Here is a 25945-nt window from a genome sequence, read left to right on the forward strand (position 1 = left end):
ATGAAAGCAGCCAAAGGTGAATTTGTATTAGACGGACTTGATTGCAGCAACTGTGCAAAAAAAATAGAAAACGGCGTAAAAGCCATTGACGGCATAGACGGCTGTGCTGTCAATTTTGCGGCAAGCACCATCACGGTCTCAGCCGGCGGGAAAAACGAGCAATGGATGAAAGACGAAGTCGCGAAAAAAGTAAAGTCCATTGATCCTCATGTGACCGTTCGTTCGAAGCACGAAGACAAACCCGGCGGGGATGAATACCGCAAAAAGCTGCAGCTGATGTTAGTGAGATTGGCGGCAGGCGCCGTTTTGGCCGTCATCGCTTACTTCGCGCACACGGGCGCCGTCCTTGAGTTTCTGCTCTTTTTTGCTTCATATTTGATCATCGGCGGCGATATCGTAGCCAGAGCGGGAAAAAATATTGTCCGCGGCCAGGTATTTGATGAGCATTTTCTGATGGCGCTTGCCACAATCGGCGCATTTATCATTCATCAATATCCGGAAGGCGTCGCGGTCATGCTGTTCTACCAGATCGGTGAATTGTTTCAGGGAGCGGCCGTCAGCCGATCCAGAAAATCGATCAGCGCGTTATTGGACATCCGTCCTGAGTACGCCAATGTGAAAACGGAAAACGGCATGGCTGCCGTTCCCCCGCAGGACGTCAAAGTCGGACAGGTCATCGTCGTGAATCCCGGAGAACGGATTCCGCTGGACGGAAAGGTGCTGAGCGGTTCCTCGATGGTGGATACATCCGCTTTAACGGGCGAATCCGTGCCGAGAAAAGCGGAGCCGGGGCAAGAGGTGATGGCCGGATTTATGAATCAGAACGGCGTGCTTCATATTGAAACCTCTAAAGGGTATGAAGACTCTGCCGTGTCAAAAATATTGAATCTGGTCGAAAATGCGGCCGGACGCAAAGCGAAAACGGAAAACTTTATTACGAAGTTTGCCAAGTACTATACACCGGCCGTTGTCATTGTTGCGGTGCTTCTCGCCTTTTTACCGCCGCTTCTCGTGCCTTCAGCCGCGCTATCCGACTGGGTGTACCGCGCGCTGATTTTCCTTGTGATTTCTTGTCCGTGCGCACTCGTCGTCTCCATTCCGCTCGGGTTTTTCGGCGGTATCGGGGCTGCGTCTAAAGCAGGGGTGCTCGTGAAAGGCAGCAACTATTTAGAAGCGCTCAATCAGGTGGCATACGCCGTGTTTGATAAAACGGGAACCTTAACGAAAGGCAATTTCGCCGTTACTGATATCAAACCGGCGGCAGGATTTACGAATGACAGCCTGCTTCATGCAGCCGCGCTTGCAGAAGTCCATTCCAATCATCCGATTGCTTCTTCCATCCGTGAAGCTTACAATCAACCGTTAGCGGCTGAGGAGATTGAAGAATATGAAGAAATACCCGGACACGGCATTAGGGTGAAAACCGGCGGATCAACGATTTTGGCCGGAAATCAAAAACTGATGGCAAAAGAACAAATCGCTTCCGGCACAGCTGAAAATAACGGAACCGTCGTTTATGTCGCCGTGGATCGGCAGTATGCGGGGGCAATCGTGATCGCCGATGAAATCAAAGAGGACGCCAAACAGGCCATTGCCAATTTAAAAGCGCTCGGCGTGAAGCGGACAGTGATGCTGACGGGTGATTCAAAGCAGACCGGAGAAGCTGTCGGCCGAGAGCTCGGTATTGATGACGTGTACACAGAGCTTTTGCCTGGTGACAAGGTAGACCGCGTCGAAGAACTTGAAGCCGCGCTTTCACCGAATGAAAAACTGATGTTTGTCGGCGACGGGATTAATGATACGCCTGTGCTTGCCAGAGCTGACATCGGAGCTGCCATGGGGGCTCTCGGTTCTGATGCCGCCGTCGAAGCGGCCGATGTCGTCCTGATGACAGACCAGCCGTCAAAAGCAGCCGAAGCCATCCGGATTGCACGCCGCACACGCCGGATCGTCTGGCAGAACATCGGATTTGCTTTAGGCGTAAAAATCATTTTTCTCCTGCTTGGCGCATTCGGATTCGCCACCATGTGGGAAGCAGTCTTTTCAGATGTAGGCGTCACGCTGATCGCCGTTGCCAACGCGATGCGCGTCATGAGAGTGAAAGCGGAATAATTGTCAAAGATAATTCGTTTTTCAGGGTTTTCTTAAACAAGGTTGTCTTGGTAAAATAGAGAAGCGGGCCATCCGGCATCCGCTTCTTTTTTATTTTAAAAACAATGAGGTGTCTGAGTGAAAAAGAAACAATCGTCTGCGAAATTTGCGGTGATTCTGACGTTAATCGTTGTCGTTTTATTTGCGGCCATCGTAATTATTAACAACCAAACGGAAAAAGCGGGCGAAACAGTCGCCGAACAGCCTTCCATTAAAGGACAGCCCGTGCTCGGCAAAGACAGCGCGCCTGTTACGGTAGTTGAATTCGGAGATTACAAATGTCCGTCATGCAAAGTATTTAACAGCGATATCTTTCCGAAAATCAAAAAAGATTTTATCGATAAAGGCGACGTGAAATTTTCATTTGTGAACGTCATGTACCACGGAAGCGGCTCGCGTCTGGCGGCACTTGCTTCAGAAGAGGTGTGGAAGGAAGACCCGGCATCATTCTGGGCTTTCCATGAAAAGCTGTTTGAAGAGCAGCCGTCAAGCGAACAGGAATGGGTCACGCCTGCATTGCTTGAAAAAACGGTCAAAAGCACCGCGAAAAAGGTTGATCCTGACAAGCTGAAGGAAAACCTTGATAAAGAGACATTTGCAAAAGAGCTGAAAGCTGACACTGACCTGAATGATAAATTAAACATTACGGCGACACCGACGATTTACGTAAATGACAAAGTGATTAAAGAATTCTCTAATTATGAGGAAATTTCAAAAACGATTAAGAAAGAGCTGAAAAATGAAAAATAGAATCGTATTTTTATATGCTTCTTGGGTGATAGCTCTTGCTGCCATGCTCGGCAGCCTTTATTTCAGCGAGATCAGAAAATTCATACCGTGCGAGCTGTGCTGGTATCAAAGAATTCTCATGTATCCGCTTGTCCTGATTTTAGGAATCGCCACCTTCCAGGGTGACACGCGCGTGAAAAAATATGTGCTGCCGATGGCCGTCATCGGCGCGTTTATATCGATCATGCATTACCTTGAGCAGAAGGTGCCCGGTTTCAGCGGCATCAAGCCGTGTGTCTACGGCGTGCCTTGCTCATCTGAATATATTAACTGGTTCGGTTTCATTACCATTCCTTTCTTGGCATTGACGGCATTTATTCTCATTATGATCTGCATGTGTTTTGTCAAAACGGAACGCACGGCAAAATAAAGAGCCTGCTCCATGGGGAGCGGCTCTTTTTCTATTATTTGTACCAAGCTTTGTTTGTCGCAATCTGTCTGTTATGGGAGCTGTCCCAGATATCCACGGAATAGGCATAATCATAATTCATGACGCAGCGGATGCCGCTGCCTTGGGCGTCATGCTGAAGTCCGAAGTTATGGGAAAACTCGTGCTGTGCCGCTTTCGCCGTGTTGGCCGTTCCTTGATCAAGGTTCACGCTGAAAGCCGGGCCGCTCGGTTTGCCGTTATATACATACGCGATACCGCCGGCGTCAAAACTTGATTTTGCGGTAAAACCGACGACGAAATGATAATTTTGATTTCTGAAGCTGCTTTGGAGATTCGATAAAATCTGAGAACTGTTTGAGCCGGAAGAATTCCAAGCCTGCACGGCCTGTACGACGAAATCAATGTTGTGATCACGGTTAAAAGCGACATCCGCCTGCTCCACGATCTGGACGATTCGCGTTTGCCAGTCGCTGTATTTGGCGCGGTATTCAGCGTCCGCCACCGCCAGCACTCTGACCTTCTGGGAGCCCGTGCTGGCTTTAGTTGAGGCTTTATCCTGACTGACATTGGCATTGAATCGTTTCGTGCCGACCTGCTTGCCGTTCTCATCCAGAATTTTTGTGTCAACCGTCTGTTCAACTTGGACCGGGCCCTTCAGATCTTTAAAATGATCGGCTTTCGGAAGCGGGTCCGTATATACCGTTTTCGCCGGCTCCGCATGAGTGTGCGAATGCGTATGGCTTTCGGCTGACGGCAGGCCGGGAATTAATCCGGCGGCCAATAAAACAGGAAAAACAAGTGAACTGATTTTCATCTCATAACCCCCTTTTTGTTAGAGAAAGTATTCAATGAAACTCCCAATAAACCTTCCATTAAAGTATAAAATAGGAAAATATTCTCGCTCTCAGCGGTTGCGGGTGAGGTTGTCCCGGATTAGGAATCAGAATCTTTCAAAAATAAGGTTGATTTTAAGAGAAAGCGATTATAAAATCTAATGGTCGTCAGAAAATTTAACAAATAAAAAGGAGCATATGGAATGGCCTGGGAGCTGCTTAGTGTAATCGGCATCATTGCGTTTGCGGTCAGCGGAGCGATTGTTGCGATGGAAGAGGAGTATGATATTTTAGGCGTGTATATCTTGGGGATTGTAACGGCGTTCGGCGGAGGAGCCATCCGAAATCTGCTGATCGGTGTTCCGGTCTCCGCCTTGTGGGAGCAAGGCGCGTTTTTTCAAATCGCTCTCGCATCAGTTACGATTGTCTTTTTGTTTCCGAAGCTGCTGTTAAGACATTGGAGTAAATGGGGCAACCTATCCGATGCCATCGGGCTATCGGCGTTTGCCATCCAAGGCGCTTTATATGCCGTGAAAATGGGCCATCCGCTCAGTGCGGTGATTGCGGCAGCGGTCCTGACCGGAAGCGGGGGCGGCATCATACGGGATCTGCTCGCGGGCAGAAAGCCGCTTGTGCTCAAGGCGGAAATTTATGCAGTCTGGGCCGCGCTCGGAGGGTTAATCGTGGGCCTCGGCTGGGCCGGGGATGCCGCCGGTTTGTATGTGCTGTTTCTTGTGCTTGTGGCATGCCGCATCTGCAGTTATGTGTTCAGGTGGCGCCTGCCGAATCGTTCCTATCATATAGATCAGTAAAAAACCGATTTCATAAAAGAAATCGGTTTTTCTGCATAACTCGCTTCTGATAAAAAAAGACGCCCGATATGATAAGAAAAAGGGTATTTGACCATAATGCTGAATAATATGTTGCATATATGTTTGTATGAGGAAAGCCGGATTTGTCAGCTTGATCTCGGAGGTGCCGCTGATGGCAAAACGTGATAAAGAGTGGAAAGAAGAGCAGGAAAGAATCAATTTTGTCATGAAGGAACTGGAACAGAAACAAACTCATCTTGAAGCCTCATCGGGCGGATTGAAGCAGGATATTGTCGGCCTGAGAAAAACGTTTTGGGATGATGTCACCGTGAATATGGATGACGCCCATGAAGCGGCTGAGACATTTTCAAGCATTAAACAGCAGGCGGAAATGCTTTCAGAACGTGAACGGACGCATCGGCTTCAATACCGGCAGCTTCAAAAAATCCAAAAGCTGAAAACCTCTCCTTACTTCGGCCGTGTCGATTTTACGGAAGAAGGGGAGTCCTCTTCCGAGCGGATTTATATCGGGCTGACTTCTTTGATGGATGAAAACAACGAGCAATTTCTCATTTATGATTGGCGCGCGCCCATCTCATCTCTTTACTATCAATATTCCCCGGGAAAAGCCCGCTATGAAGTTCCGGAAGAAACGATAGAGGGAGACATCACACTGAAGCGGCAGTTCATCATTAAAAACGGGACGCTTAAAGCGATGTTTAACACGGATATGACGATTGGTGACGAAATGCTGCAAGAGGTGCTGAGCAGCCATTCCGGACAGCATATGAAAAACATCGTGTCAACCATCCAAAAAGAACAGAACGAAATCATCCGTGATGAAAAAAGCAAATATCTCATCGTTCAGGGGGCCGCCGGGAGCGGGAAAACATCCGCGGCGCTTCAGCGGGCCGCTTACTTGCTGTACCGCGGGCGCGGGGTGCTTGATGCCCGTCAGATTGTATTGTTTTCCCCGAACATTTTGTTTAACAGTTATGTTTCCGCCGTATTGCCGGAATTGGGAGAAGAGAATATGGAGCAGGCCACCTTTCAGGAATATATCATCCGCCGTCTCGGACGAAAGTTTGATTGTGAAAGCCCGTACGAGCAGCTTGAATATTGCCTGACTGAACAAAATCAGGACGCACTTTCCGTAAGGCTCGCAGCCATTGCTTACAAAGCGTCATCAGCTTTCCAGGCCCTGATTGACCGCTATGCCGGCTCGCTTTCCGGCTCGGGCCTGATATGTAAACAGATCAGCTTCCGGGGAGACATCCTGATTTCAAAAGAGCGGATTGAAGCCTATTTTTATTCGCTTGATCAGCAGCTGCCGATTCCGAACAGAGCGGAGCTGACGGCGGAATGGCTTCTCGCGGAAATCAGCGCTCTCGAAAAAAAGGAGCGTAAGAAGGAATGGGTCTTGCAGGAGAGCGAGCTGCTTGATAAGGAAGACTATGCTGAGGTTTATCAAACACTCAAGAAGCAGGCGGCAGATGATGAACCTGCATTTGACGACCATCAGCGCGAACAGCGCCTGCTTGCCGCCATTATTGTCGGGAAAGCCTTTAAACCGATTAAGCAGGCCGTCAGACGGCTCGGCTTTCTCGATATAAAACGGATGTATCTCCGGCTGTTTTCAGACTGGGGAGCTGATGAAAAGCCCGATCATTGGGAGAGCATCGGCGCTTTGACCGGAAACGCATTTGCAGAACGGTCGCTTCCGTATGAAGATGCCGCTCCGTATCTGTATTTGCAGGATCTGCTAGAAGGAAAAAGAAAAAACACACAAATGAAGCACGTCTTCATTGATGAAGCGCAGGATTATTCCCCATTTCAGCTCACATATATTCAAAGCATCTTCCCGGCGGCAAAGATGACGGTGCTCGGTGATGTCAGCCAGTCGATTTATGCCCACACCATTACGGGCCCTTCTTCCCTCGCCGGCTGCTTTCGCAATGGTGCAGAAAAGTATGTCAGCCTGAAGCGGACTTACAGATCGACGCGGCAGATTGTTGAATTTACGAAAGCGCTGCTGGCTGACGGCGATGACATTGAGCCTTTTAACCGGAACGGGGAAAAACCGCGTGTTATGCGGACGGATACAGAAAATGCGCGGCAGGAACAATTGGCGGATACAATCCGGGAGCTCAGACAAAAAGGCTGGGAGACGGTCGCCGTCATCTGCAAAACGGCCGCGGAAGCCAAAAAAGTGTTTCAGGCAGTCAGTGCCGAGAGCGGTGTCCGCTTGATCAATAAAGAAAACCAGCCTTTTCAAAAAGGGGTATGCGTCATTCCCGTTTATTTGGCAAAAGGCATTGAGTTTGACGCCGTCATTGCCGCTGACGCCTCTGCTGCCCAGTACAATAGCGAACATGACCGTAAGCTGTTATATACGGCCTGTACGCGGGCGATGCATCATTTGACCGTATTGTCTCCGGGAGAACCCTCTCCTTTTATAAAAGAAGTGCCCGCCGGCTTATTCGTTTAAGCCCTTTGCCGAGTGCAAAGGGCTTTTTATCATTAGTAATCTTAATCGTTGTCATCATGATTATATATTTTACTTACATACAAACTTTCGGTAAAGTTTCAATTAGAATATTATTTTGACAATTCCTATAGAAATAACGTACGTTACGTTTAATTCCTTGTGAGGTGGATATCGTTGCAACTTCAGGTCATGAACAGTCCGTTTAATCAGGAGCAGGCAGAGCTCCTTAACCGCCTTCTGCCGACCTTGACAGAATCACAGAAAATCTGGCTGAGCGGTTATTTGGCTGCGGCCCGGTCCGAATCCGGTGAAACAGCCGCGCCCGCTGCTCCGGCTCCTGCAGAAAGCCCGGCAGTCTCGAAAGAAGTGACCGTATTATACGGATCGCAAACGGGAAATGCGGAAGGTCTTGCGAAACAGACGGTAAAGACGCTTGAGGAACGGGGATTCCAGGTCACCGTCGCGTCGATGAACGATTTTAAGCCGAATAATCTGAAAAAAGTAAACAATTTACTGATCGTGGTGAGCACGCACGGAGAAGGCGATCCGCCGGATAACGCGCTGGCCTTTCATGAATTTCTTCACGGCAGACGCGCGCCGAAGCTTGAAGCGCTCCGTTACTCCGTTTTGGCGCTCGGGGACAGCTCGTATGAATTTTTCTGCCAGACCGGCAAAGAGTTTGACGAGCGTCTTCAAGAGCTCGGCGGCACCCAGCTTGCGCCGCGGGTTGATTGCGATCTTGATTATGATGAGCCGTTTTCGGAATGGCTTGACGCGGTTATCGGCGGTTTGAACGAAGGAGCGGGAAATCAAACAGCCGAAGCGCCTGCCGAGACGCCCGCTCTCGGTGAATCCGTATATTCCAGAACGAACCCGTTTCGGGCGGAGGTTCTTGAGAACATCAATCTGAACGGACGCGGTTCGAATAAAGAAACACGTCATCTTGAGCTTTCGCTTGAAGGATCGGGCCTCGCGTATCAGCCCGGAGACAGCCTCGGCATCTATCCGGAAAATGATCCGGCGCTCGTTGATGAGCTGATCAATGAGCTGAAATGGAATCCAGAACAGGAAGTGGCGGTGAATAAACAAGGAGAGCGCCGTCCGCTGAAAGACGCGCTTACTTCTCATTTTGAAATTACCGTCTTAACAAAGCCGCTTTTGCAAAAGGCCGCACAGTTTACGGCTGATCAAAAGCTGAGTGAACTTCTGGCCGAAGGAAACGAAGAGCAGCTGAAAGCATACACCAACGGCCGTGATCTGCTTGATCTCGTCCGGGATTTCGGTCCGTGGGAAGCTTCCGCGGAAGACTTTCTTTCCATCCTGCGTAAAATGCCGGCCCGGCTCTATTCGATCGCAAGCAGTTTAGAAGCGAATCCGGAAGAGGTGCATCTGACAATCGGAGCGGTCAGATATGACGCGCACGGCAGAGAACGTAAAGGCGTGTGCAGCATTCTTTGTGCGGAAAGACTCCAGCCGGGAGATACGCTTCCGATTTACATTCAGCACAACCAAAACTTCAAGCTGCCGGAAAACCCGGATACACCGATCATTATGGTCGGGCCGGGGACAGGCATCGCACCGTTCCGTTCCTTTATGCAGGAGCGTGAAGAAACCGGAGCTGAAGGGAAAACATGGCTGTTTTTCGGGGATCAGCACTTTGTCACTGATTTTCTGTACCAGACGGAATGGCAAAAATGGCTGCAAAACGGTGTTCTCACAAAAATGGACGTCGCTTTTTCCCGGGATTCGGAGGAAAAAGTATATGTGCAGCACCGCATGAAAGAACAAAGCAAAGAGCTGTATGAATGGCTGCAGCAGGGAGCCGCCGTATACATCTGCGGTGATGAACAGCATATGGCGCATGACGTGCACCAGGCGCTTCTCGATATCATTCAGGAAGAAGGCGGCATGAGCCGTGAAAAAGCGGAAAGCTTCCTGGCAGACATGCAGCAGAAAAAACGCTATCAGCGTGACGTATATTGATTTTGGTTTGAAAGGAGCTTATTCAGCATGGTGAACAACATTTTAAAAGCGCCGGAAGGCCCTCCAAGTGATGTTGAGGAAATTAAAGAAAAAAGCGATTATTTGCGCGGCACATTGAAAGAAGTCATGCTCGACCGGATTTCAGCCGGCATCCCGGACGATGACAACCGGCTGATGAAGCATCACGGAAGCTACTTGCAGGATGACCGCGATCTCCGTAATGAACGTCAAAAACAAAAGCTTGAACCGGCTTATCAGTTCATGCTGCGCGTCCGGATGCCAGGCGGCGTGTCAACTCCGGAACAATGGCTTGTCATGGATGAACTGGCGCAAAAATACGGAAACAATACATTGAAGCTGACAACGCGTGAAACGTTCCAAATGCACGGAATTTTAAAATGGAACATGAAAAAAACGATTCAGAAAATCAATGCGGCGCTGCTTGATACCATTGCGGCCTGCGGAGATGTCAACCGAAACGTCATGTGCGCTTCAAATCCGCACCAGTCTGAAATTCATGCGGAAGTATACGAATGGTCGAAGAAATTGAGCGATGACCTTCTTCCGCGCACGAGAGCCTATCATGAAATCTGGCTTGATGAGGAACGTGTGGCGGGAACTCCTGACACGGAAACGGAACCGATGTACGGGCCGCTGTATTTGCCGCGGAAATTCAAAATCGGAATCGCCGTGCCTCCGTCCAATGATATCGATGTCTTTTCTCAAGATCTCGGCTTCATTGCCATCGTGGAGGAAGGCCGTCTTATCGGATTCAACGTGGCAATCGGCGGCGGTATGGGAATGACGCACGGCGATACGGCCACTTATCCGCAGCTTTCAAAAGTCATCGGCTTCTGCAAACCGGAGCAGCTGTATGATGTAGCGGAAAAAACCATTACAATTCAGCGCGATTACGGAAACCGTTCCGTCAGAAAGAATGCCCGATTCAAGTACACCGTTGACCGTCTCGGGCTGGAAAACGTAAAAGCCGAGCTGGAAAACCGCCTCGGCTGGCAGCTGGATGAAGCGAAACCTTATCATTTTGACCATAACGGCGACCGTTACGGATGGGTGAAGGGCGTAAAAGGGAAATGGCACTTTACGATGTTTATCGAAGGCGGCCGCGTCACGGACTATGAGAATTATAAGCTGATGACGGGATTGCGTGAAATCGCCAAAGTCCATACAGGGGATTTCCGTCTCACTTCTAATCAAAACCTGATTATCGGCAATGTCTCGAGCCAGAAAAAGAAACAAATCAGCGCATTAATCGAACAATACGGTCTGACAGACGGCCGGCAGCATTCCGCCCTCCGCCGCAGTTCAATGGCTTGCGTCGCGCTTCCGACATGCGGGCTCGCCATGGCCGAAGCCGAGCGGTATCTGCCGAAATTGATTGATAAGATTGAAGACATTGTTGACGAAAACGGGCTGCGGGATGAAGAAATCACCATCCGTATGACCGGGTGCCCGAATGGCTGCGCCCGCCATGCACTCGGCGAAATCGGATTTATCGGAAAGGCGCCCGGAAAATATAATATGTATTTAGGAGCGGCGTTTGACGGCAGCCGTTTGAGCAAAATGTACCGGGAAAATATCGGTGAAGAGGAAATTCTGAGTGAGCTTCGCACTATTCTCCCGCGCTACGCGAAAGAGCGTGAGGAAGGCGAACACTTCGGCGATTTCGTCATCCGCGCCGGCATCATTAAAGCGACGACAGACGGCACGAATTTTCACGAATAAGATGAGCTCTTAAAACCAAGGATAGAGACACACTGGCGGTGGTTCTCTATCCTTTGCTAAGCAGCATAAACGCTGCACCGCGTCATGAAACAGATGACGCAGCTTGCGAAAAAGCCTGTTTTCAGAGAAAACAGGCTTTTTCTTTTTCCGGAAAAAATGTAGCCGAAGGCAAAAAAAGTTCGCCGTGAGCGCGTTATGAGAAATTTTAAATAAAAACGGGTAAAATAAAAGAAGAATGGTTGCGTGCGGAAAATATATTGAATCTGCCCGATCATCGGCTCCGGCCTTTGACAAGGGCAGAGAACAGACAATAATGATATGATGCAGCAGATGAAGGAGGTCAGCTTTGGACATATTTTTAGTCGTACTCGTACTTTTAACCATTATCGCGATCTCAAATATCGTAAATCGGTTTGTCCCCTTTATCCCGGTGCCTTTGATTCAGGTGGCGCTCGGTATCATTGCGGCGTCATTTCCGCAGGGGCTTCATTTTGAACTGAATACTGAATTGTTTTTTGTTTTGTTTATCGCGCCGCTGCTTTTTAACGATGGAAAACGGACGCCGCGTGCGGAACTTTGGAATTTAAGAGCGCCGATTCTGCTGCTTGCGCTCGGGCTCGTGTTTGCCACGGTGATTGTCGGCGGTTACACGATTCATTGGATGATTCCGAGCATTCCGCTGGCCGCCGCGTTCGGGCTGGCGGCGATCCTGTCACCGACTGACGTCGTCGCGGTCAGCGCGCTGTCAGGGCGTGTGAAGATGCCAAAAGGCATTCTGCGTCTCCTTGAAGGAGAAGGACTGATGAATGACGCATCCGGCCTGGTCGCTTTTAAATTTGCGATTGCGGCGGCCGTGACGGGCGCATTTTCGCTGGCGCAGGCCGCCTTCAGTTTCGTTCTGATTTCAGCCGGCGGTTTACTCAGCGGTGTCGTCATTTCTTTTTTGATTATCCGTTTCCGGCTGTTTATGCGGCGCCTCGGCATGCAGGATGTCACGATGCATATGCTGATTCAAATTCTGACGCCGTTCGTCATCTATCTCGCGGCTGAAGAAATCGGCGTTTCCGGCATTTTAGCGGTTGTGGCCGGCGGCATCACGCATGCGGTGGAGCAGGACCGTCTTGAATCAACGATGGTCAAACTGCAAATCGTCTCTTCAAGTACGTGGAATATTATTTTGTTCATTCTGAACGGTCTTGTTTTCGTTATTTTAGGTGCGCAAATACCGGACGTGGTTTCCGTCATCTTTAATGATACCGCGTTTAACAATATGATGGTCATCGGGTATATTATCGTCATTACGCTGACGTTAATGATTCTCAGGTTTTTGTGGGTGCTGTTTTTTTGGAACGGCAAGTGGTTTTTTAACAAGGATCAGAGCATTTATAAACCCGGCCTGCGCTCGACCCTGCTGATTTCGGTTTCAGGCGTCAGGGGAGCGGTCACGCTTGCGGGTTCCTTTTCCATTCCTTACGTGCTCTCTGACGGCTCACCGTTTCCTGAACGGAATTTGATTCTCTTTTTAGCCGCGGGCGTTATTTTGTGCACATTGGTGCTGGCGACAATCGTACTGCCGATTTTGACAGATAAGCCGGAAGACAATGTGAAAGAGAAGAAAGTCAAATTGCTGACAGCGAGACGGAAGCTGATAAAAGCTGCCTTAACCGCCATTAAAGAAAATATGAATGAGACAAACAAAACGGCTTCTTTTGCGGTCATTGCCGAATACAATGAGAAAATGAAAAATCTCAGGTTTCAGCAGTTCACCGTCAAAAACCGCACGAAAAAAGATGAGCGGAAAGTCCGCGCCCAAGGGATACAGGCAGAACAGGAAGAATTGCTGCGGCTGATTGAGCGGGGCGACATACCGGAAGAAACGGCTGACAGCCTTCAGGAACGGTTTGATGAACTGGAAGTGCTGTATACGAACCCGTTTAAAGTCGGCTTATCTAAGAAAAAGCTGAAACGCCTGATGTACTGGATCTTTTTCGGCGAACATAAAAAGCCGGAAATGTCGATTTTAAATGAAGAAGGCCTCATTCGCTCCACAAGGGTTAAAACGGCAAAAGCGGCCATTGAAAGCCTGAAAAAACACATGACTGAAGAAAATAAAGATGTGACGCTTGCCGTCATTTCTTTTTACAATCACTTGATTTTCAGGCTGGGGCACTCGTATCACGAACAGAGTCCGAGCCGCCGTTTTGAAAATCAAAAACTCGAAATCAAACTGCGGGCCGTACAGGCCATCCGCAACGAAATCCAAACATTATTCGAAGAGCGGGAAATTTCCCGCGACATGTCGCATGAGCTTCGCCAATACATCAATGATGTGGAAGCGGCCATGCTTGACGGAGATGAATAAAAAAAGTCCGGCATCTGTTCGCCGGACTTTTTTAGATTACGGACGATGGAATTCGACGTGATCGCCGTCGCGGTCAAACCAGCCTCTGAAGGCCCAGTTGATCCAGCCGCCATCTCCTTTGTTGGTGAAGCTTCCGTCTTCAAACACCCAAATGCCGTACGTGATGCCGTCATAAACGGCGGAACCGTAAAACTGAACGCCGTTAAAATGATCTTCATATTCCTGGCTTAAATTAAACACCATGACATTATATTTTTGTCCGGAAGCGTAGAATGAAGATTCCATTAAGTTTTTGACGAAGCCGTCACGGTTTTGCGCCGACTTAATCGCGTCAGCAATCGAATTGCCGATGCCGAGCAGGTCAACGTCAATGTTTAATCCGACATCTTTTGCTGAGACATCTGATGTTTGCTGAGCCAAGTTTTGAGGGGCCGGGTTTTCTTTTGCGGATACAAAGGACAGAGGAGTCAGAGACAAAGCGGCGCCAAGGGCAACGGACATCGGGATACGCATACGTTTCATATGATTTCCTCCTTCAATTGTGTGGTGGCTACAGTAGCGATTTACCCGGACAGTTACCCGATTAACCGGAATTTTTGAAAAATAGGAAAATAATAACGTTGGTGGTACTTGGGCACTAAAGATGGTTTTTGTTATAACGATGAGCGTATAATTGGTTTCTTACGGCGGAAATGTGAGATAATAATAACCGTTTACATAATGACTAGAAAGGATGGTTCAACGTGGCAAAAAGCTTAAAAGATACTGTAAAGCTTCATAATGGCGTTGAAATGCCGTGGTTCGGCCTTGGCGTCTTCAAGGTGGAAAACGGAAGCGTAGCGGCGGACTCCGTCGAAGCGGCAATCAGAAACGGCTACCGCAGCATTGATACGGCGGCTATTTATAAAAATGAAGAGGGTGTCGGCGAAGGCATCAGAGCTGCGGGCGTTGCCAGAGAAGAGCTGTTCATCACGTCAAAAGTGTGGAATGAAGATCAAGGATACGAAACGACACTTGACGCGTTTGAGAAAAGCCTTGAGCGCCTCGGCCTCGATTACCTCGACCTTTACCTGATTCACTGGCCGGGCAAGGATAAATATAAAGACACATGGCGCGCTCTTGAAAAGCTGTACAAAGACGGAAAAATCCGCGCCATCGGCGTCAGCAACTTCCAAGTGCATCATTTAGAAGAACTGCTGAAAGATGCTGAAATCAAGCCGATGGTCAACCAGATTGAATTCCACCCGCGCCTGACTCAAAAAGAAGTAAGAGATTTCTGCAAAGCGCAGGGCATTCAAGTGGAAGCGTGGTCTCCATTGATGCAGGGACAGCTCCTTGATAACGAAGTGCTGTCACAAATTGCGGAAAAACATAACAAATCGGTTGCTCAAGTGATTTTGCGCTGGGATCTTCAGAACGAAGTCGTTACCATTCCGAAATCGATTAAAGAGCACCGCATCATAGAAAATGCCGATATTTTTGATTTCGAACTGTCACAGGAAGAAATGGAAAAGATCAGCGCATTGAACAAAGACGAGCGTGTCGGACCGAATCCGGACGAGCTTCTGTTCTAAGAAAAAACAGCCCTTTACGGGGCTGTTTTTCTTTACATAAATGTCTGTGTCTGACGTTTTACGCTGAACCTGTATGCGGCTATTAATAACAGGGCGGCGGCGAAGGCTCCCAAAATGATGATGTTCAGCGTCAGGCTTTGGAGCGTGCGGCCGTGCTGCAATTGATCGACCGTATCAAGCACCCAGCGCTGAGGCAGAAATTCGGCGATTGTCTGCACTGTTTTCGGCATAATATTGCCCGGAAAAAAGCAGCCGGCGAGCAAGCATGTCGGTACAACGATCAAGTTCAAAAGCGCCGATGCCGAAGAGCTGCTGTTGGAAAAACCGACGGCAATAAAGGCGATCCCGATTGCGCTTAATGCAAACAGCATCATCAGGACGAACAGCTGCCACAGCGGGAATGACGGATGAATATGAAAAGCGGCGCCCATAAAGAGAACGGCGAATATAATTTGGACGGCCATGATGATCATATTCACCGCCGCGTTCGCCAATACATACTGCTTTGACGTGATCGGCGTTGACAGAAGCCTGTAGTACGTCCTGTTTTCTCTTTCTTTAATCATCAGTTCCGTCAGGTTGCCGGCGGAATAGAGCATAATGATAATGAGATACCCGATGACTGAGTAAGTCATTTCTTTATGGTTCGATGTATCTTGTAAAACAGCGGACTCCGTTTGAATCGGAGAATGCTTGAAATCGGCGTACATCGCCTGAAAGGCCTTCGCGTCTCCGCCGGAAGATTTGCCGATTGAGGCGGCGCTGTTCATATAATTGTACAAATAAGAGCTGACATATTCGGTGACCTGGGCGCCTTTCAGCGAGGTCATGCCGATGTGAGACGGTTTCCCGTCTTTTACGCTTTGGGAGAAGCCTTTTTCAAACGTAATGAGCGCCTCCATTTTTCCTGAAGCGATCTTTGATGAGGCGGACGCAGCCGTTTCCTCCGAAATCTTCACATGATCCAGTCCTTTTAAAAACGTGACCGTATCCTGTGCCACTTCTCCGCCGTCTTGATTGAGAATGCCGATATTGAGCGTTTCGGCTCCGCCGTTGGCATTGGTCATGAAGGAGAGGAAGACGCCGATCAGCGGAGCCCCGATATAAAGAATGAGCTGTTTTTTGCTTTTTGTAATTCCTTTGAGAGTGTGTGCAAACAGCCACCAGAAGTTTTTCATATTACAGTCCCTCCCGTCTTTGAAACGTAAATGCGGCGATCAGCAAAAAGAGTGCCGCCAGTGCTGTATTTAATCCGAGTGCAGGCCATGCCGCTGATACATCATTTGCGTAAATGATGTTGTTAATCGCCTTATTGATCCAGGATAAGGGCGACAGGGCGGAAATTCCTCCGCCTTCATATTTGTAATAGGCGCCGCCGATAATGGACATTACCTGAACGATGATGACGGTGATTAATCTGGCGCTTTCGGGTTTTCTGGTCAAATAGCTCAGGCTGAGCCCGAAGCTGACGGCCAAAAGAATTTCAGAAACGAGAATCAACAGCACAAGTCCCATGTGGCTGCCCCAGTTCGCTTTCAAGATAAATTTGCTGAAGGCGACAACGGCAAGAATCGTCAGAACATTCACAGCCAAAATGCCGAGCATCTTTCCAAGAAAGATATCGCTTTTCCGGAGCGGGGCGGCGATCAGGCGATCCGCGGTGTGCCGTATTCTTTCCCCGCGGAATAAGGAGCTGGCAAAAATCGAGGCGTACAGCCCGATCATCGTCGTCATGGATATCGCGTAAAAATCTTTCGCCTTCGGTTCTTTCGCTTTGTGTAAAGACGTCTGCTTTATATAATCGCTTTTGATTTGTCCGGCGGAAGGTGCCTTATGCGCCTTGTAAGCGGCGGCGCCTGCTTTGTATTGATTGGTAAAAGCGGTCAGCATGCCTTGGACGATCGTGCCGTTGATGCCGCTCCGGTCATTTGTACAGACTTGGAACCCGGTGTTTTTTACAGTGACGAAAGCATCCGCCTGATTTTCTCGAACCTCGTTTTTGCCTTTTGCCTCCGTGTCCGCTTTTTGAAAATAGACATGCTCTTTTTTGGCGGCTTTCATAAACTCAGTAAAATCATGAGAAAGAGGGCCGTTTGACTGGTCCGTATATACCACCTTGATGTTTCCGACCGTCACCTCTGAATCAAAGGCGTTAGATAATGCCGCGGTGAAAATCAGCATGAAGACAATCGGAAAAGCAAGCATGAAAATAAAAGTCCGTCTGTCGCGGAAACTGATTTTGATTTCTTTCCCGGCGATGTGCAGAATATTCATTTGCAATCCTCCTTTCAATAGGGTCAGTCGCGCAGGCTTCTGCCTGTCAGCGTGAGAAATACCGTTTCTAAGTCAGGTGCCTGTTCCTGCAAGGAGCGGATTTCAATGCCTTTGTCCATGAAGTACCGGATCAGGCGGTTTAAATTGTTGACCCCTGTGTCAGAGCTGATTTTCACGCTGTTTTCTTCCAGTACGGCGGCTCTGACGCCGGGCAGCTCCTGAATATCGCCGAGGCTGATGCCGTTTCCGGATGACAGCTCAATCACGACGTCCTTCGTGTCGGTAATGATGGAAGTCAGCTGTTCTTTTGTGCCTTCTGCGATGACTTTTCCGTGGTCGATGATGGCGATGCGCGTGCATATTTCTTCCACTTCCTCCATGTAGTGGCTCGTGTAAATGATCGTGCAGCCCATTTCATTGAGCTTTTTCACTGATTGCAGAATATAATTTCTTGATTGCGGATCAATGCCGACCGTCGGTTCATCCATGATGATCAGTTTCGGCCGGTGGGCAAGGGCGCAGGCGATATTAAGCCGGCGTTTCATTCCCCCGGAAAAATGCTTCGGCAAATATTTGTGTTTATCGCTCAAGCCGACGAATGTCAGGGCTTCCTCGACCCGTTCTTTCAGAGCCGCCCCTCTCAGGCCGTACAGACCTGCGAAGAACTTCACATTTTCATAGGCGTTTAATTCCTCGTAAATCGCGAGGTCCTGAGGGACGATGCCGATATTCATTTTCGTTGCTTTGCTATATTTGAAAATATCTTTTCCGAGAAACAGAATGTCTCCGCCTGAAGGTTTTAAAAGACCTGAGATCATATTGATCGTCGTGCTTTTTCCGGCTCCGTTTGCGCCGAGAAACCCGAAAATCTCACCTTCTTTTACGGCAAGCGACATCTGGTCAACGGCGGCATAATCACCGAATTTCTTACTCAGCTGTTTGAGCTCCAAAATGTTCATGTTTCCACCTCTATGTCTTATGATGCTCTTATTATAAAAAAAAGAATGAACGGCCGTTAGTGCAGCTGTTCATTCCTTTGACATGAGAATCTTCATATTTTTCACATGAAAACATTCACTTATTCAACCGGAAGCAATGTCGTGACGGAAAAACCGGCCGTGCCATCAAAAATAACGGTTCCGTGCAGGACGGCCGCCCGTTCTTCCATACCGAGCATGCCGAGGCCTTTTTTAAAGCGGACGGCGCCGTTTCCGTTATCTTTCACTTCCGCTTTCACGGCTTTATTCAGCACATGGATATCAATGAAAATCTGCGTGGCATCGGCGTATTTCATCGCATTGGTTAAAGCTTCGGTTACGTTTTCCTGAATGACTCTCCAATGCATTTGCGTCAGCCTGTCCAAATCGCCTTGATGCGTAAACGGAACCGGCATCCCGTTTTTGGCCGAAAATTCATCAATAAACGTTCTTAATCTGTGAATGCCCATTTGTTCAGCGGGCGGTTTCATATTTTTCAGCGTTATGCGGATATCCTCTATGCCCTCTTTGGAAATGGTAATGGCGTTTTGGAGCAGTTCAGCCGCTTTGTCCGGATGGGAGCCGAGCATCCGCTTCGCCGCTTCCATCTGAATGAGCGCGCCGGTCATCGAATGGCCGATTTTGTCATGGATGGCTTGGGACAATCTGTTTCTTTCCTCGAGTTTGCCGGTGTACTCCGATTGTTTGATATATTCTGTGCTGCTGTGCAGCTGTTTCGTCAGTTTTTCAATGCTTGAGCGCATGCTGTCCGACTGTTCTTCATATTTCTTCAGCCGATTGCCGGACCGGGCGGCCAAAACGAAAATCGCCAGACAGAACAAGGTTATGACGATATAAGTCGGAAGGTCGCCGTACGGGATAAATAAAAACGGCAAAAACACGAGCAGGCAGAACACATAGCGGTGAACCGGATATTCGGCAAGAACCGCAAAAATGGCGGGCGGCAAAAGAAACAGAAACGCCGGATGGCCTAAGGCGGAAAGCCAAGCGGTCAATGCCAGCGTCATGAGGGTGATCCCGCGCCTCCAAGCGGGCGGCCTGATCATGCAGACCGCGATGCCCAAAGACAGATAAAGCAGCAGAAACAAGACGGCGTACGGCGTGTAAGGGCGGTCTGCCGATACGAACAAAAAAGCCGTATAAAAAATAGCGATCAGTCTGCTCATCAGCATCCAAAAATCCATACCGTTCAACGCCCGTTATCCACCTTCCCGGTGATATAAAAAATGGCAATCTGCGTTCTGTGCTCAAGCCCCGTTTTCCCTAAAATAGATGAAATATAATTGGCCGTCGTCCCTTCAGAAATGAAAAGCTGTTTTGAAATTTCCCTGTTCGAGAATCCTTTCGCAATAAGCGACATGATGCTGAGCTCTCTTTCAGTAAACTGGCTTTCATCAATCTGATGTGCGGCTTCCGCCGGCCGGAAAAGGCTGTCTTTTATTTTGTCCAGCACGGTGTCCTGAAGAATGCTGTGCCCGTTGAAAACGCTTTTGATCGCATCGCGGATCCGTTCCGGTTCGGTGTTTTTTAATAAATATCCTTTCGCGCCGTTTTTAATTGCTTCTAAAATATACTCATCGTCGTCAAATGTCGTCAGGATCATCGGCTTCGTATCCGTTTCCTCAGCGATCCGTTTTGCGGCTTCGACGCCGTTCATCACCGGCATGCGGACGTCCAGCAAGGCGATATCGACGGGGTTGTGCTTACAATACTCTGCCGCCTCGAGTCCGTTTTCCAACGTTGCCGATACAGTAAATTCCTCATATGTATGCAAAATGATTTTCATTCCTTCTCTGATGAAAGAATTATCATCCGCGATAATGACATTAATCTTCATAGCCGCACCCTTTGTGTGTTTTTGTTTCATTATATACCATCCGATTTTAAATCAAAAAGCCTCCCGACGAAAGGTGCGCGGAAGGCAGATCGGTCAAGCGGGCTTTTTCAATTGGATGAAAAACAGCATCAGAAAAGAAATGATCACAATACAGATCACCCACACCCAGGCGAGTGTTTCATTGCCGGAGTCCATCGCGACGTAAATTGCTGTCGGCAGCGTTTGGGTGACGCCGGGAATATTTCCCGCAAACATTAAAGTCGCCCCGAATTCACCTAGCGCCCTTGCAATACTGAGAATGCTTCCGGTCAAGAGGGAGGGAAAGGCAAGCGGGACGGAAATACGGGTGAACACCTGCCACCTGCCGGCTCCGTCTACTTTCGCCGCTCCCTCGATGTCAGCATCAACCGCGGCGAAGCCGGTTTTAGCGGACTGATACATAAGCGGGAAGGCGACAATGGCCGAAGCGATCACCGCGGCCGACCACGTGAAAATGACGGGCTGGTGAAAAATCCGCTCAATCGCCCGGCCGATAAAGCTGTGTTTCCCGAAAATGATAATGAGAATGAAGCCGACAACGGTAGGCGGAAGAACGAGCGGGAGCATAAACAGAGTCTCCACAGCCGTTTTTCCGGGGAATCGCGCTTTCGCCATCCAGGCGCCGGCAAGCGTTCCGAGAATGATGACGGCGATGCCCGACGCCAAAGCCACCTCAAATGACAGTACGACGGGAGTGAAAAACTCCGAAGCCGTAATGTTACTTGGCAGTAAATCCATATTTCTTAAACACTTTCATCGCTTCATCTGACTGCAGATACTGATAAAACGCTTCTGCTTCTTTACGGTGCTTTGTATCCTTGACGATGCCGACAGGATACACGATCGGATCGTGCGTTTTCGCCGGCGCTTCATCGGTGATTTTCACCTTTTTCGAAATCAGCGCGTCTGTTTTATAGACAAGCCCGGCATCGACATTTCCGGTTTCAACATAAGAAAGCACCTGGCGGACGTCTTTTGCATAGACGGCTTTATCTTTTACCTTGTCCCACAGGGATAATGCCGTCAGTGACTGTTTGGCGTATTGTCCGGCCGGAACGGATTCAGGCGTGCCGAGCGCGATTTTTTCCGTGCTGTCTTTTTTCAGGTCATTCAGATGTGTCAGGTGTGCGCTGTTTTTCTCAGGCACGATCATGACGAGATCATTTTTCAAAAGATCCGTGCTGTCCTTTTTGTCGATATCTCCGTCATGAACGAGCTTTTCGAATTTATCTTCGGCTGCCGAGAAGAATAAATCAGCTCCCGCGCCTTGGGAAATTTGTTTTTGCAATGTGCCTGATGATCCGAAGTTGTCTTGAATGGTTACGTTTGAATGTGATTTTTCGTAGTTGGTCTGGATTTCTTCAAGTGCATCCTGAGCGCTGGCTGCCGCAGAAACGGTCAGCGTGACGTTTTCGTTTTGTCCGCCTTTGGACGATTGTCCGGATGAGCAGCCCGCAGTTGCGAGGAAAACGGCCATAGCCGCAGTTGTGAGTAGTGTCGCTTTCTTTTTCAACATTGTGCACCCCTTATAGCTAAATATCATTAGATCAAACTAATTATAACGCAATTGTACGTGATGGTGCGGTTTTTTTTCAATATCTGAACAGTTATAATAAAAACGGAGCGTGATAATATGACAGAAGCCACTTCCTATACAATAGAAGAAGTTGCGGGCCTTTTGAAGGTCTCCAAACTGACAGTATATGATTTGATAAAAAAAGGACTCATTCCGGCGTACAGGGTCGGAAGACAGATGAGGGTCGATGAAGAGGACTTAAAACAATATAAAGCAAACATGAGAATGTCAAAAAAGCCATCCGCAGCAGAAGCGCCTGACCCGTCACGCGGGCGGGAGCCGGAAAAAAGGCAGTCTGTTATCATCAGCGGGCAGGATGTGTCGATGGACCTCCTCAGCAAACAGCTGGAACAAACAATACAGGCGGCTCCGCTCCGCAAGTACAGCGGCAGTTTGAACAGCCTGATCGAGATGTACCGCGGGGCCTGTGACATCGTCAGTCTGCATTTATACGATGGGGAGACGGGGCAGTATAACATCCCGTATGTGAAGCGCATTCTTTCAGGGGAGCCGTTTGCGCTTTTTCATGTCGTGCTTCGTCAGGCCGGATTATATGTGAAAAAGGGCAATCCGCTGAACATTCAGGGCTTTCAGGACTTGAGCCGAAAGGATGTCCGCATCGTCAATCGCGAAAAAGGATCAGGCGCGAGGGTGCTGCTGGATGAACAGCTCAGATCATTCGGCATCACGCCGTCTGATGTCGCCGGATATCATGACATTGTCACGGATCATCTGTCAGCGGCTTCACAAGTATCAAGCGGAAAGGCGGATATCGGAGTCGGGTCGCAGCATGCGGCGCATATGGCAGGCACGGACTTTATCCCGGTGATCAGTGAGCAGTACGATGTGGTTGTGTTAAAACAAAACCGGGAGCTTGTTCAAAGCGTGCGGGACATTCTTAATTCTGAGGAATTCAAGTCTCAGCTTTCTCAATTATCCGGATATGATACGAAAATGACAGGACGGCTCATATATGAAACATGAAAAATCCCTCCATATAACGGAGGGATTTTTTTATTGCTTATAAAACCGCAGCAGGTCGCCGTTTAATATTTTATCGGAAAGCATCAGCTCTTGTTCCGCTTTTTCTTTCTCATCGCTGCACGCGCTCATGTCAGAAAGCGGTTCACCCGTTTTACGGCTGTAACACGTATTTTTCGTATAAATATGGTCATCCGTGATAAAGCTGCCGTTTCTCAGCACCGCAAACGGAGTCCGCTCTCCGGAAAACAGATCATTGCCGAACTGAATGCTGCCTTTCGTTTCAATGCCGAGCAGGTGAAGCAGCGTCGGCCTTACATCAACCTGTCCCGCGGCGGAAGCAATCGTTTCCGGCTCACGGTCGGTCACCCCGGGAATATGAATGATAAACGGCACGCGCTGAAGCTGAACCGTATCAAACGGAGTGATTTCCTCTTTCCCTAAGAATTCGGCAAGTCCTTGATTATGGGCTTCGGATATACCGTAATGATCTCCCATCAGGACGATCATCGCGTTGTCATACAGCCCTTCTTTTTTCAGCTTCTTGAAAAAGTGTTTCAGAGCCTCATCTTCATAGCGGACCGTCGTCACATAGCGGTTTAATAACTCGCTGCTTGTGTCCGGTTCCTCAATGAGCTGATCCTGTTGATCAATTTCAAAAGGAAAATGGTTGGTCAAAGTCAGCAGGCTTGCGTAAAACGGCTGCGGAAGCTTCTTTAATTTTTCCGCTGACTGTTCGAGAAACTCCTTATCTTTCAGGCCCCAGCCTGTTGAATTTTCCTGTGTCACCTTAAATTCATCCGCGTCGAAAAAACGGTCGATTCCGAATGCCCCGTACATCTCATCCCGGTTCCAAAAGGCTTTATGATTGGCATGCAGAACGGCTGAATAGTATTGATGATCTTTTAACATATGGTACATCGTATTGAACCGGTGGCCGCTTTTTGTAAAAAAAACGGCGCCGCTTGAAGACGGATACAGCGAATTCGCAGTAATGAATTCTGAATCTGAGGTTTTTCCCTGTTCAGTCTGCTGATAAAAATGAGTGAAGTCATAACTTTTTTTTCGCAGTTTGTTTAAAAACGGGGTAATCTCCCGTCCGTTGACCCGCTCATCCATTACAAAACGCTGTGTTGATTCGAGCGTAACAAAAATCACATTGCGCCCCTTTGCAAGCCCGAATTTTGAATCGGACGGCCTGCTGTAGTCGGCTTGAGTGTAATTCGCGACCGCCGCAAGGCTGTCTTCATCGGCAAACGCTTTAGCCCCTGCATTCAGCGTCTGCGAAATGGTGTCATACAAATGAAAGTGGAACAGGCCGATTCCTTTTACGAGCGCTTCACGATCAAAAGGGTGCTTGAACAGCTTCGGCTGCTCGGCCTCAGACAGCGCAAGGTTGCACAGCATGAGGCCGGCTGATGCCCACGCATACGCTTTAACGGTACGGGCGCCCGCTTTTCCTTGATCGGCTTTATGCCTTTTACCAAGATAAAACAAAACCGCAATATCCAAAAATAAAGCGATATAAAGCGGGTGAAACAGCTCTTGGACGCTGCTTCCCATATCACCCATATTGCTTGCCTGAAACAAAACCGGTATGGTGATAAAATCAATATAAAACCCGTAAAACACCGTATTCGCGATTAAAATTCCCGTCAGCATCACATTTGCCGAAAGCAGAAAGATCCGCTGTTTTTTTTCCGTTAGCAAGAGGGCGATGCCGAACAGCGGCACAATGAAGCTCAGCGGATTAATGAGAAGCAGACATTCCTCAAGAACCGAATTGTTCTGCAGACCAAAACCGAGCTTATACACGGCATAGGTTTTCATCCACATGAACAGGATGGACAGGCATAAAAACCGATGATTGCTGAAAAAGGTTTTCTTCATATGTATGACTCCTCACCCTAAAAGCGAAAAGACGCTTTTTGTTTAAGAGATGCGGCCGTGAACCAGTTCGTATAAATAATAGCAGGATACAATCGTTAAGCCGGCCAGCACAAGCTGCTCCGAAAAGCTCCCCGTTCTCATATAAAGGGGAAGACGGAAGCGGATGGCGGACGGAAACAGCAGTTTAATGCCGTTGACGGTCCATGCGTCAAGTACAAGATGGCTTGCCATTCCGATCATCAGTCCGGCGGAAATGCTCGGATTCGGAATATAGGTTGCCGTAATGAAAAACATAATAAGCATAAACAGCAGGCTGTGTGTAAACGTTCTGTGCCCGAACACCGTGCTTACGACTTTGGACAGAACGGGCAGCGTCCTGCCGATTTTGCTTTTCGTATGGCATATGTCGGGAATCAGCGCCCCGAGGGCACCCGCTGAGGTCATAAGGACCGGATCATACCCGTAATAATACGCAATTGCGGAACAAGAAGCGATGCCTCCCATGATGTGTGTTTTTCCTGTCATTTTTCGCTTCTCCTTTTTATTTTTGCCAAAATCCCCTGAATTACAAATATATCAAGAGAATGCATGTTTGATCAACAAACTTTACCTGTTCCGCCAAAAGGAAGGAGACGCGGATTCCGCATATTCTGCCGCGGAAAAAGACACATTATAGGTGTACCTATATTTGATAAAGAGGTGATACAGATGGCTTTCTTTAACAAAGAAAAAGGAAAAAACAGCGATAAAAACAAAAACGTCATTCAAGGCGCGCTTGACGACGCCAGTGCAGCGCTGAAAGACGATCCGCTTCAAGAAGCTGTTCAAAAGAAAAAAAACAACCGCTGACCATATAAGACGGGTAGGGCGAACGCTCTATCCGTTTTCCGTCTAATATTTCCCTTTGACAGATCTTTTTATCTCTGATAACCTCTGAGTAGAATTGAATGATAAAAATCCTCACTCTTTCTCGGTGAGGTAGAGGTTGCGCTTGATGATGAGTCGCACATGCCAGGCTGATAAGGGGCCGCAAAACATGTGTTAAAGGCATCAGCGCCGAAGTGTAAAGAAAGCCGATCCTTCTTTATGCTGGGACTGTATCTGAATAAGTGCAGGACTGCCGCGTGCTTTTTCGCGGAGGGCTATCCGGAGATCAAGGGTGTGTGTGTTTCTTTAAGCATGGACTTTTGTTCAGGCTTTTTTTTGCGTGTAAATATGGTCTCG

Annotated in this window: 22 protein-coding genes and 1 riboswitch; of the genes, 11 read left to right on the plus strand and 11 right to left on the minus strand. The window is 48.6% G+C overall.

The window, feature by feature from the left end:
• The 3 genes from ACWJJS_RS04085 to ACWJJS_RS04095 all read left to right on the plus strand — a co-directional run bounded on the left by ACWJJS_RS04085 (position 1) and on the right by ACWJJS_RS04095 (position 3310).
• Complete coding sequence (locus tag ACWJJS_RS04085; protein ID WP_454023339.1) at positions 1 to 2112, plus strand: heavy metal translocating P-type ATPase; 2112 nt, start codon at positions 1 to 3, stop codon at positions 2110 to 2112.
• Positions 2113 to 2229: 117 nt separating this feature from the next.
• Positions 2230 to 2901: a DsbA family protein gene (locus ACWJJS_RS04090; RefSeq protein ID WP_014305813.1), complete on the plus strand. Its 672-nt coding sequence runs from the start codon at positions 2230 to 2232 to the stop codon at positions 2899 to 2901.
• The gene (locus ACWJJS_RS04095) at positions 2891 to 3310 is read left to right on the plus strand and encodes a disulfide oxidoreductase (protein WP_014305812.1); all 420 of its coding nucleotides are present in this window, start codon (positions 2891 to 2893) and stop codon (positions 3308 to 3310) included. Before ACWJJS_RS04090 ends, ACWJJS_RS04095 begins: the two co-directional genes overlap by 11 nt.
• Positions 3311 to 3344: 34 nt before the next feature.
• On the opposite strand, the gene ACWJJS_RS04100 is transcribed toward ACWJJS_RS04095, so the two are convergent.
• Positions 3345 to 4145: a zinc-dependent metalloprotease gene (locus ACWJJS_RS04100; RefSeq protein WP_025853854.1), complete on the minus strand. Its 801-nt coding sequence runs from the start codon at positions 4143 to 4145 to the stop codon at positions 3345 to 3347.
• A gap of 222 nt (positions 4146 to 4367) precedes the next feature.
• Between ACWJJS_RS04100 and ACWJJS_RS04105 the strand changes: the two genes are divergently transcribed.
• From ACWJJS_RS04105 to ACWJJS_RS04125, 5 genes are all read left to right on the plus strand, one after another.
• A complete protein-coding gene (locus ACWJJS_RS04105) occupies positions 4368 to 4976 on the plus strand; it encodes a trimeric intracellular cation channel family protein (RefSeq protein ID WP_007410017.1) in 609 nt (202 codons plus the stop codon).
• A 172-nt stretch (positions 4977 to 5148) separates the two neighbouring features.
• On the plus strand, positions 5149 to 7464 hold the full coding sequence (gene helD, locus ACWJJS_RS04110; protein ID WP_454023340.1) for an RNA polymerase recycling motor HelD: 2316 nt from the start codon (positions 5149 to 5151) through the stop codon (positions 7462 to 7464).
• Positions 7465 to 7638: 174 nt separating this feature from the next.
• Complete coding sequence (locus ACWJJS_RS04115; protein WP_015387718.1) at positions 7639 to 9447, plus strand: assimilatory sulfite reductase (NADPH) flavoprotein subunit; 1809 nt, start codon at positions 7639 to 7641, stop codon at positions 9445 to 9447.
• 27 nt (positions 9448 to 9474) lie between these two features.
• Positions 9475 to 11190, plus strand: coding sequence for an assimilatory sulfite reductase (NADPH) hemoprotein subunit (gene cysI / locus ACWJJS_RS04120; RefSeq protein ID WP_052827842.1), 1716 nt, complete (start codon positions 9475 to 9477; stop codon positions 11188 to 11190).
• Positions 11191 to 11536: 346 nt separating this feature from the next.
• On the plus strand, positions 11537 to 13552 hold the full coding sequence (locus ACWJJS_RS04125; RefSeq protein WP_077722834.1) for a Na+/H+ antiporter: 2016 nt from the start codon (positions 11537 to 11539) through the stop codon (positions 13550 to 13552).
• A gap of 36 nt (positions 13553 to 13588) precedes the next feature.
• Here the strand turns inward: ACWJJS_RS04125 and ACWJJS_RS04130 are convergent, their stop codons facing one another.
• Positions 13589 to 14074: a hypothetical protein gene (locus ACWJJS_RS04130; protein ID WP_025853859.1), complete on the minus strand. Its 486-nt coding sequence runs from the start codon at positions 14072 to 14074 to the stop codon at positions 13589 to 13591.
• A gap of 221 nt (positions 14075 to 14295) precedes the next feature.
• On the opposite strand from ACWJJS_RS04130, the gene ACWJJS_RS04135 reads away from it, so the two are divergent.
• On the plus strand, positions 14296 to 15126 hold the full coding sequence (locus tag ACWJJS_RS04135) for an aldo/keto reductase (protein WP_007410023.1): 831 nt from the start codon (positions 14296 to 14298) through the stop codon (positions 15124 to 15126).
• Between the two features lie 32 nt (positions 15127 to 15158).
• On the opposite strand, the gene ACWJJS_RS04140 is transcribed toward ACWJJS_RS04135, so the two are convergent.
• The 7 genes from ACWJJS_RS04140 to modA form a co-directional block, all read right to left on the minus strand.
• Entirely contained in the window at positions 15159 to 16304 is a 1146-nt protein-coding gene (locus ACWJJS_RS04140; protein WP_102422514.1) for an ABC transporter permease, read from the minus strand.
• A 1-nt stretch (position 16305) separates the two neighbouring features.
• Complete coding sequence (locus ACWJJS_RS04145) at positions 16306 to 17400, minus strand: ABC transporter permease (protein WP_454023341.1); 1095 nt, start codon at positions 17398 to 17400, stop codon at positions 16306 to 16308.
• A gap of 23 nt (positions 17401 to 17423) precedes the next feature.
• On the minus strand, positions 17424 to 18359 hold the full coding sequence (locus ACWJJS_RS04150) for an ABC transporter ATP-binding protein (protein ID WP_003151751.1): 936 nt from the start codon (positions 18357 to 18359) through the stop codon (positions 17424 to 17426).
• A 119-nt stretch (positions 18360 to 18478) separates the two neighbouring features.
• The gene (locus tag ACWJJS_RS04155; RefSeq protein ID WP_024085790.1) at positions 18479 to 19582 is read right to left on the minus strand and encodes a sensor histidine kinase; all 1104 of its coding nucleotides are present in this window, start codon (positions 19580 to 19582) and stop codon (positions 18479 to 18481) included.
• Positions 19583 to 19587: 5 nt separating this feature from the next.
• A complete protein-coding gene (locus ACWJJS_RS04160) occupies positions 19588 to 20235 on the minus strand; it encodes a response regulator transcription factor (RefSeq protein ID WP_014305805.1) in 648 nt (215 codons plus the stop codon).
• Between the two features lie 93 nt (positions 20236 to 20328).
• Positions 20329 to 21012 (minus strand): molybdate ABC transporter permease subunit, encoded by a 684-nt coding sequence (gene modB / locus ACWJJS_RS04165; protein ID WP_014305804.1) that lies wholly within the window; start codon positions 21010 to 21012, stop codon positions 20329 to 20331.
• Positions 20993 to 21790, minus strand: a complete 798-nt coding sequence (gene modA, locus ACWJJS_RS04170) for a molybdate ABC transporter substrate-binding protein (RefSeq protein ID WP_014305803.1) — start codon at positions 21788 to 21790, stop codon at positions 20993 to 20995. Before modA ends, modB begins: the two co-directional genes overlap by 20 nt.
• Before the next feature lie 117 nt (positions 21791 to 21907).
• On the opposite strand from modA, the gene ACWJJS_RS04175 reads away from it, so the two are divergent.
• Positions 21908 to 22834, plus strand: coding sequence for a substrate-binding domain-containing protein (locus ACWJJS_RS04175; protein ID WP_003151757.1), 927 nt, complete (start codon positions 21908 to 21910; stop codon positions 22832 to 22834).
• Between the two features lie 30 nt (positions 22835 to 22864).
• Here the strand turns inward: ACWJJS_RS04175 and ACWJJS_RS04180 are convergent, their stop codons facing one another.
• Positions 22865 to 24721: an LTA synthase family protein gene (locus ACWJJS_RS04180; RefSeq protein WP_454023342.1), complete on the minus strand. Its 1857-nt coding sequence runs from the start codon at positions 24719 to 24721 to the stop codon at positions 22865 to 22867.
• Between the two features lie 42 nt (positions 24722 to 24763).
• On the minus strand, positions 24764 to 25246 hold the full coding sequence (locus tag ACWJJS_RS04185; protein ID WP_024085787.1) for a metal-dependent hydrolase: 483 nt from the start codon (positions 25244 to 25246) through the stop codon (positions 24764 to 24766).
• 183 nt (positions 25247 to 25429) lie between these two features.
• On the opposite strand from ACWJJS_RS04185, the gene sspJ reads away from it, so the two are divergent.
• Positions 25430 to 25570 carry a small acid-soluble spore protein SspJ gene (gene sspJ, locus ACWJJS_RS04190; protein WP_003151760.1) on the plus strand — a complete coding sequence of 47 codons (141 nt, stop codon included), beginning with the start codon at positions 25430 to 25432 and terminating at the stop codon, positions 25568 to 25570.
• 122 nt (positions 25571 to 25692) lie between these two features.
• A riboswitch (Lysine riboswitch) is annotated at positions 25693 to 25874 on the plus strand.
• The last annotated feature ends 71 nt before the right edge of the window (positions 25875 to 25945 follow it).

The organism is Bacillus sp. JK106 (genome assembly GCF_053663355.1).

Excerpts from the sequence above, each read along its gene's own strand:
- ACWJJS_RS04145 (WP_454023341.1), bottom strand. The coding sequence starts at position 17,400 with ATGAATATTCTGCACATCGCCGGGAAAGAAATCAAAATCAGTTTCCGC.
- ACWJJS_RS04150 (WP_003151751.1), bottom strand. The coding sequence starts at position 18,359 with ATGAACATTTTGGAGCTCAAACAGCTGAGTAAGAAATTCGGTGATTAT.
- modB (WP_014305804.1), bottom strand. The coding sequence starts at position 21,012 with ATGGATTTACTGCCAAGTAACATTACGGCTTCGGAGTTTTTCACTCCC.
- ACWJJS_RS04160 (WP_014305805.1), bottom strand. The coding sequence starts at position 20,235 with ATGAAGATTAATGTCATTATCGCGGATGATAATTCTTTCATCAGAGAA.
- ACWJJS_RS04085 (WP_454023339.1), top strand. The coding sequence starts at position 1 with ATGAAAGCAGCCAAAGGTGAATTTGTATTAGACGGACTTGATTGCAGC.
- helD (WP_454023340.1), top strand. The coding sequence starts at position 5,149 with ATGGCAAAACGTGATAAAGAGTGGAAAGAAGAGCAGGAAAGAATCAAT.
- cysI (WP_052827842.1), top strand. The coding sequence starts at position 9,475 with ATGGTGAACAACATTTTAAAAGCGCCGGAAGGCCCTCCAAGTGATGTT.
- modA (WP_014305803.1), bottom strand. The coding sequence starts at position 21,790 with ATGTTGAAAAAGAAAGCGACACTACTCACAACTGCGGCTATGGCCGTT.
- ACWJJS_RS04185 (WP_024085787.1), bottom strand. The coding sequence starts at position 25,246 with ATGACAGGAAAAACACACATCATGGGAGGCATCGCTTCTTGTTCCGCA.
- ACWJJS_RS04140 (WP_102422514.1), bottom strand. The coding sequence starts at position 16,304 with ATGAAAAACTTCTGGTGGCTGTTTGCACACACTCTCAAAGGAATTACA.
- ACWJJS_RS04100 (WP_025853854.1), bottom strand. The coding sequence starts at position 4,145 with ATGAAAATCAGTTCACTTGTTTTTCCTGTTTTATTGGCCGCCGGATTA.
- sspJ (WP_003151760.1), top strand. The coding sequence starts at position 25,430 with ATGGCTTTCTTTAACAAAGAAAAAGGAAAAAACAGCGATAAAAACAAA.
- ACWJJS_RS04105 (WP_007410017.1), top strand. The coding sequence starts at position 4,368 with ATGGCCTGGGAGCTGCTTAGTGTAATCGGCATCATTGCGTTTGCGGTC.
- ACWJJS_RS04155 (WP_024085790.1), bottom strand. The coding sequence starts at position 19,582 with ATGGATTTTTGGATGCTGATGAGCAGACTGATCGCTATTTTTTATACG.
- ACWJJS_RS04175 (WP_003151757.1), top strand. The coding sequence starts at position 21,908 with ATGACAGAAGCCACTTCCTATACAATAGAAGAAGTTGCGGGCCTTTTG.
- ACWJJS_RS04180 (WP_454023342.1), bottom strand. The coding sequence starts at position 24,721 with ATGAAGAAAACCTTTTTCAGCAATCATCGGTTTTTATGCCTGTCCATC.
- ACWJJS_RS04130 (WP_025853859.1), bottom strand. The coding sequence starts at position 14,074 with ATGAAACGTATGCGTATCCCGATGTCCGTTGCCCTTGGCGCCGCTTTG.
- ACWJJS_RS04095 (WP_014305812.1), top strand. The coding sequence starts at position 2,891 with ATGAAAAATAGAATCGTATTTTTATATGCTTCTTGGGTGATAGCTCTT.